The organism is Planococcus sp. CP5-4_YE (assembly GCF_019042655.1).
Taxonomy (GTDB): Bacteria; Bacillota; Bacilli; order Bacillales_A; family Planococcaceae; genus Planococcus.
In genome coordinates this window covers 1-7,358 of record NZ_JAHPZO010000034.1, presented here as the reverse complement: position 1 = coordinate 7,358, position 7,358 = coordinate 1, and the positions used below count along the sequence as shown (strand labels likewise).

Genomic DNA, 7,358 nt, shown 5'->3' with positions numbered 1-7,358 from the left:
GTAGTAATCAGCTAATTCCCGGTAAGCTTCATTAATTATTGGATCTTTGAATCTAGAACCTTCGCGCTTTTGAAAGTCCATCGTATTAATTTCTTCCAGCTTTTCAAAGATCCGCGCATTCAAATCCTCAAGATGAAAACATTGGTAGTTTCGTAAAGATGCGATGATCTGTCTTGAGATGTATCCAACAGTTCCTTCTACACTCGCTTTATCTTTCGGCTTTCGGACGCGACTAGGCACGACAACCGCCCGGTAGTAATCAGCTAATTCCCGGTAAGCTTCATTAATTATTGGATCGCCCCGAAGGGGCTTCGTCACGCCGGTCTTTAAGTTGTCAGGGACCAAAACCTCGGCCACGCCTCCAAAATATTCGAATGCATGAATATGGGCGCGTAGCCAGGAAGTTGATTTCATATCTAGAAATGCCTCTACATAACTCAATTGACTGTAGGGAAGAGTTGCGATGAACACGTACGCTGGTATAATTTCACCGGTCGTATTATCCATGATTTTAAGCGTCGTTCCTGCCCAATCCACTTCTAAAATCTCACCTGGTTTTCTTCTAATCGGCATGGTCAGTTTATGCTTCTTTGCGAAGTTCCCATATTTTTCAGCGAATGTCCGATAAGCATAAGGGACTTTTCCATCTTCTCTGGCTGCACTTGCGTATTCATTGTGCAGAAGCGTCAGCGTGACGTTTTTCTTTTGAAGTTCTTTGTGAACCCACTCGAAATCAACCGGGCAATAGCCCTTTTCAATCGCTTGTTTCTCAGGGAATAGGTAAGTCCCAAGCCATTGGTTATTCATGGAATCCTCCAACTCCCTGATTCCTCTTTCTTTAGCCCGCTGAACAACTTCAGCGACTGTATTTCGCGAGTGGCCAGTACTGGAACTGATTGTCCTCTGGCTGATGTCATCGAACTCCATCCCCAGAATCTTTCGATAATTAACCATAAAAAAACTCCTTCTACACAAGTGTCATGCTTTTAAGCATGCCCCTTAAGTATACCGGAGGTATTTATCGTGAAAATATATGTGTGGCTCTCTACTCCGCAAAAGCTGGCTCTATCTTCCGCAATTGATGGTTTAATTTTACGCATACGTGGCTCATTCACTATGCAATATTCATCCTGACGAACATAGAGTTACCACACATCTGACAACCTTGGGCCAATGTAATCTATTCATCTTTCTTAACATAAATAATAAATCCGAATACCCCACTGCCGTCCAGTTTCGCTCTTTACATAAGTCAATATTTAAAATTCTTACTTGTATGCACCACAGTTATGATTATTTATACCAAGACATAATAATATAAAAAAATTTTTCTCATTTAAATTTCGGATAATTCTTCACGCAATTCCTGGATATAAGTAGGATTACGCTTGACATAGGGAAGCTTTTTCATTTCAAATAAATCAATGCTTTATTTAAAATACTACTCCATTCCTTTCCTGTAAAATAGGAGAAATGACTACTTTTTAGAGTTGCAAAAGACATGTTTATTCCATTAATAGAAGTCATATTATCATTGCTAACGATGATATCGTTAGACATATTCATAAATCTTCCTACTAAAGAAAAATATTTTTGACTAAAATGTTGTGTATCCTTTTTATTTAGGTCTGAAATAAAACTACTCTTATTTGCTAAATCTTTAATTCCCTTAGGATCTTTATCGTACATTAGTCCGTATAAGTCATCCCTTTTAATAGAAAGAAAATCAACAAAGTTTACGGCAACAAATATTTTATTTCTTATACTTTTAAAGCGATGACTCTTGTGTAATATTTTTGACCCACCATTCGGAGTGCCTGCCATTATAATTTTATCAACTTCCGCAAAATACTCTATTTTTGCGGAACGACTTACTAACCCTCCCATACTATGAGCTACGATTAGGACTTCACTTTTAGGATGAAATTTTTTTATTTTTTTGATTTCTTTTGCTAATAAATAACCATTGTCTGATATACCTTGATTTACTGTATGATAATCAAACCCATAGACTTTATAGCCTTTTGAACTAAGAAACCTTGCTAAGTCAATGTATTTCCCACCTATTTGTGAAGCAAGTCCATGGACTATAAAAGCTATCTTTTTATCTTGACTTTCTTTTTTTATAACAACTTCATTTTCACTAACAATTTCAAAAAATTTATTTTTATTGAAAGTATAGACTTTCGATTCTCCTGAACTTTTATAATCTCCATTTAAAGTTTCAGGTAGATCTTTATCATTAAACTTATTTAAAATAAGTAAAAAACTATTCAACTTACTATCGGTTGGACTAAAAGTGTATTTCAGATAAAGCTCGGGATGTTTATTTGAAATGTAGTTCAAGAACTTTTTATTTTCTGCTTTACTTTGATTTAGCAAATATTTTATTTGAGAATTGTTAACTATAGCATCTTTTTTATCTCCTGAATTTTCATGATTCAATAACTCAACTCTTGGAGAAAGAATATTTAATAAATCCATATTATCAACTTTTTGATGATCTATAAGTTCTAAATACTCTTCTTGAATAGTATAAAAATATTCATCCTTTTCACATCTAAGTCTAAATGAAATACTCTTCTTTTCAAAAAGCTCTTCTCTCATTTTTTCATTTAACTCAATACGGAATACCATTTTGTTTTCTGAATGGGGAGGATTGTTTATTTTACTATTTGCAAGCACTACTTTTTCAACAGTTAGCTGCTCATTAAAAAACATAATTTTCCTTGAAGTATTGTGAATATCTTCTAATGTAGTATCAATTATTATTCTATTTTGTGAGCTATATATAGACTCGTTTTCCAAGAAATCAACCTCCAAATTCCGATTTTTTATTTCGCCGATTGTAAAATTAAGCTAGACAAGTAAAAAAGCCATTCGTGGTACACTCACAATGTATTTTCCGACCAAAGAAAAACATAGGAGTGACCACGAATGACCTACACCCATCTTACCACGGATGAACTGGTGATGATAGAAGCCTACTTCCACCAAGAGACACCTGTGGCGATCATCGCTGCACGCCTGAAGCGCTCCAGACAGCCAATTTACAATGTCATCAATTTCTTGAAATTGGGACATACGGTGCTCGACTATTACACCCGATATCAACAGAACAAGAAGCGATGCGGACGGCGAAAGATTGTCTTGCCGCAGAAACAACTCGCTTATATTCAAGATAAAGTGGCTCAAGGTTGGACGCCGGATGTCATTGTGGGCCGCGCGGAAACCGTGATCGATTGTTCGGTGCGCACCCTCTATCGCCTGTTCAAAAACCGTGTCTTCGATGTCGCCACACTCCCGATGAAAGGGAAACGAAAACCCAATGGCCACCAGGAACGCCGCGGAAAGCAGGCGTTCAAACGGCATATCTCGGAAAGAGAAGTCGATTATCCTTCTTTCCAACAAGAGTTCGGGCACATCGAAGGCGACACCATCGTGGGCGCTCGCCACAAAAGTGCGGTGATCACGCTGGTCGAACGGTTGACGAAAGTCATTATCGCCTTGAAGCCTTCGGGGCGCAAAGCGCGTGATATTGAAATCGCTTTAGACCAATGGTTTCAAGGCATTCCGAGACACCTGTTTAAGTCCATCACGTTTGATTGCGGGAAGGAATTCTCCAACTGGAAGCCGCTGTGCAACCAACACGACGTCTCCATTTACTTTGCGGATCCCGGCACCCCTTCCCAGCGTGCCTTGAATGAACATTCCAACGGGCTCCTTCGAAAAGACGGCTTGTCTAAGGAAATGGACTTTAACCAAGTAGATCAACCATTCATCTCCACGGTGGCTGACAAACGGAATCACATCCCACGCAAGTCACTGGATTACCGCACACCCTTGGAAGCATTTTTGAGTCACCTGAATGGAATCGATCTGTCTAGCTTAAATTGACAAACGGAATTTTTAAAAATTATTTCTTATTTTTTTGTTTGCTTATTAAAGGAGAACTTCAATAATTACGTGTAGATAAGTAAACCATTTCGTATATTAATTTCATATGCAAAGCCTTGAAATTTCTCGCAACCATTCCCGGACTTCACCTTCATCATCTGCTTCACGAAGTTGCTCATATGTCATAAAATTAACCACTTCATTATTCAGTCTCTTTTTCGCATTACTTTTTTTCCCTCTTTGATTCTCTGCATCTAGCTCATCCCATTCTAATCCTGTATCTCTTTCGTATAATGATTTCGCTGTGATTTCAGGAACACTGCAGGTAGAAGTAAACGATACATTTACTTCACATACTGAGTTGATAGCATCGGCATGTAGATAATTTTCAAGTTCTCTTTTTTTTGTACTATAGGCAACCGAATTGTCATCTCTATTATTTACTTCCTGGCATGTAGCATGATATTTTGGAGGCGTTAGAGCATCCCCATCATATATGTGAACTTCAGGAAGGTTAAATTTCTTTAAGTAATTTAATTCCACCCATTTTTTTAAAGTACTACCACCAGCTGGCATAATTACTACTCTATCGTCCTCGATTATGTTTATAATATCGTCGACATTTTCAGACATTAATTTGCTAAATACATTTAGCGTTGAAACGTCATGTACACCTTCTACGATTACAATAACCTTTACTTCATCTGTCACACTCGGCAATACACCTAATGTTTCTGCAATTTCACTTATTGTTTCATCATCATTTCCTGTTTTAATCATTTTGCCTTCGCTTGTGCTTACAACAAATCTCAACGAATCAGTTGGTAGAACTCCAGCTAGCCCAGGAACGTGTGTAGTAAGAATTACTTGAGTATTTTCATTTTCTGATAAAGATCGGAGGGTTTTCGCCAATAAGATTTGATTGCTAGGATGCTGTGAGGTTTCAGGTTCCTCTATTGCATAAATTATACTTCTTTCTGAAGATCCTAAGGTACTCTTTTCTGCCTCGGCTCTAAAGAAATTCAACAAAATTAACCTTCGGACTCCACTTCCTCTTTTATTTATAGGAATCCCATCATCCCCTTCTAATGAAAGTTTGAAGATACTACTCCATTTTGGTTCATCATTAAAACGGGGACTTAATTGGTTAGCCAAAGATTCATCCATTTCTCTAAGTTTACTTAAGGTGTTACCCGCAACAGTTAAAGCTTCTTCCATCACCATTTTCTTAATTTCTTCTAATTGAGTTTCAACATTTTGAATTGCTGCTTGAACAGCCAGCTTCATTGGGTCTTGGACTTCACTATCACTATCTGAACTTGTTCTATCAGATTGGAACAGTGTAAATATAGGAAGATGCAAACTTAGTTTATCCCAAATTGGTTTAACTCCCTCCGCCTTTACGGGTATCATTTTGAGCGCCAATTCTAAGTCATCAATAGAGTTGAAAATTGCCTGCCTTAACTCTACATTTGAGCGCATATCAATATCTGAAGTGTCAATCCCCAGATAATTGACTCTTTCTTTTAAGCGTGTAATTTTAAGTTCATGTAAGTCAGAAGCAGATTCAATTGTCGGGTACATTGCATTAATAAAAATTTCTACAGTCGGGATTTTTTTAGAGCAATCGAAGGTTTTATACACTTCAAGGTGTCCATCACTATTAATTATGTATTCCTGTTCAGCTGTAGTTGGGGCAGTTGAATCGATTACTATTTCCATATCTTTAACATTTTCGAATATACATCCTATAGTGACTTTATCCTCAACGCTGTGGACACAAGCATCTTTGGGTTCTATCTTTACTTTACTATTATTAAAAAATATTTCCAATGCTTCTAAAACTGTAGACTTGCCAATATCATTTTTTCCAATAAAAGTTGTTAAATCGTCGAAATTCACTTCAATTCTATCTTTGTAAGACCTGAAATTTTCAATTACGACTTTTTTCAGCTTCAATTTAATACACTCCTTTTACTTAAGTTACTTTAAAAGTAACATATTATTCCATATATATATATTTCTTTTACTAATATCCCTTTTTATTAATTCGAAATCTCGAATTGAAGTCTACGCTTAGAAGTTTACAAATGTTTGTTAAAAAATTTCTATTTACTTCATACAGCATTTGCTACACAATTTAAATGCTTGAATAAAGATATGTACTTGAACAACTTATACAATAACTTGGTTATTGACGGACTCGTAGCTTAACTTCTAAATCCTCAATTCTTGATATTTCTTTTTGAGTAGGATATAAAAAGTTTTTTAAGCTATCACTGATGCCAAATCCATTACTAGTACAATGAATAAACTCAATTAAATTAGAAATAAAAAAACCGAAAGAGAGATTTTTCAAATCATAAAACGAGTATGATGGAATACCATCTCCCTCCTTAGGGTTGCCTTCTCCCCAAAACTTGATAAAAATCTGAGGCCCAATTGAGATGTGATTCACTTGAGCACTAAAATTCTTTAAGGTTTCTGTCAATCTAATTTTTCTTTGAAAGTAATTGTTTGAAAACTCTTCGAAGTTAATATCGTTTTCATAACAAAATATCCCATTAAAAATAGACTTATTAATTATTTCTCCATTTTTATGTGATGTTTGGATTGCACTTAACAAATCAGTGATATTTAACTTTGTTTTCACTTCAATTATTCCCACTACAGCTTCGGGAAGAACAATCACAAAGTCACCTTCAGAAAAAAGGGTAGGTATATTATGGTTGTAAATAATAACGTCAATTTGTTTAGTTATATCATCTTTACCTCTTACAAAACCTGTCCCTACTGACACAGTTGATGGTAAAACCTTTTTCAAATAATTCATTAGTAAAATTTCTTTATATCTTCCGTCCTCGCCATTATGCCTTCCCCCTTGTAACCGTCAAGTAGAATTCAACACTTTTCCCCAATTAAGATTCAACACCTGGATTTTCAAATAGTGACTTTCTATATTTCATCCGGATACTGTCTTGCGTTTCATCAAACGTAAGAATTTCACTCCGGTGAAGAAGGCGATCTAGAATGGCCGTTGTTAAGGTGGGATCCCCCAAAAATTTTCCCCATTCAGCTGGCCCCTTATTCGAAGTCAAGATAAAGGCTGCTTTGTCATACATTTCATAAATAAACTGGAAGAATAGATGGGCCTCTTGAGGCTCATAAGCCATATACATGACATCATCAATAATAATCAGATCAGAACTCGCTATGCGCTTATATCTGGTTTTTGACTTGCTCGTGTATTCTTTTGATTTCAATACATAGATGAGACGCTCCATTGATATGAMCGMCACTTGATTGACCAATTGAAAGTTGTCCAATCCGTCATCGGGAACTACCCTGACTTTGTGGATGAAGCGTTAGAAGACAAAGATTATATTAAACGGATAATTGGCGTTCCTGGTGACCATATAGCCTATGAGAATGATCAGCTTTATATAAACGGGGAAATTCAA

Annotated in this window: 5 protein-coding genes and 2 pseudogenes; 2 read left to right on the top strand and 5 right to left on the bottom strand. The window is 36.3% G+C overall.

Annotation, left to right across the window (positions count from 1 at the left end; all coding sequences use genetic code 11):
- Window positions 1-954, bottom strand: a 954-nt coding sequence (gene istA, locus KTG14_RS17660; protein WP_216972101.1) for an IS21 family transposase, incomplete at its 3' end; no start/stop codon positions are given.
- 453 nt (window positions 955-1,407) lie between these two features.
- Window positions 1,408-2,808, bottom strand: coding sequence for a lipase family alpha/beta hydrolase (locus tag KTG14_RS17655; protein WP_216972100.1), 1,401 nt, complete (start codon window positions 2,806-2,808; stop codon window positions 1,408-1,410).
- A 129-nt stretch (window positions 2,809-2,937) separates the two neighbouring features.
- On the opposite strand from KTG14_RS17655, the gene KTG14_RS17650 reads away from it, so the two are divergent.
- A complete protein-coding gene (locus tag KTG14_RS17650; RefSeq protein WP_216972099.1) occupies window positions 2,938-3,897 on the top strand; it encodes an IS30 family transposase in 960 nt (319 codons plus the stop codon).
- Window positions 3,898-3,999: 102 nt separating this feature from the next.
- Here KTG14_RS17650 and KTG14_RS17645 read toward each other — a convergent pair whose 3' ends face one another.
- The 3 genes and pseudogenes from KTG14_RS17645 to KTG14_RS17635 all read right to left on the bottom strand — a co-directional run.
- Entirely contained in the window at window positions 4,000-5,856 is a 1,857-nt protein-coding gene (locus tag KTG14_RS17645; protein WP_216972098.1) for an ATP-binding protein, read from the bottom strand.
- 232 nt (window positions 5,857-6,088) lie between these two features.
- A pseudogene (locus KTG14_RS17640) lies at window positions 6,089-6,760 on the bottom strand (DUF6602 domain-containing protein); the annotation flags it as partial.
- 55 nt (window positions 6,761-6,815) lie between these two features.
- Window positions 6,816-7,199: pseudogene (locus KTG14_RS17635) on the bottom strand (ATP-binding protein); the annotation flags it as partial.
- A gap of 9 nt (window positions 7,200-7,208) precedes the next feature.
- Here KTG14_RS17635 and KTG14_RS17630 point away from each other — a divergent pair.
- On the top strand, window positions 7,209-7,358 hold a 150-nt coding region (locus KTG14_RS17630), incomplete at its 3' end, for a S26 family signal peptidase (protein ID WP_302054963.1).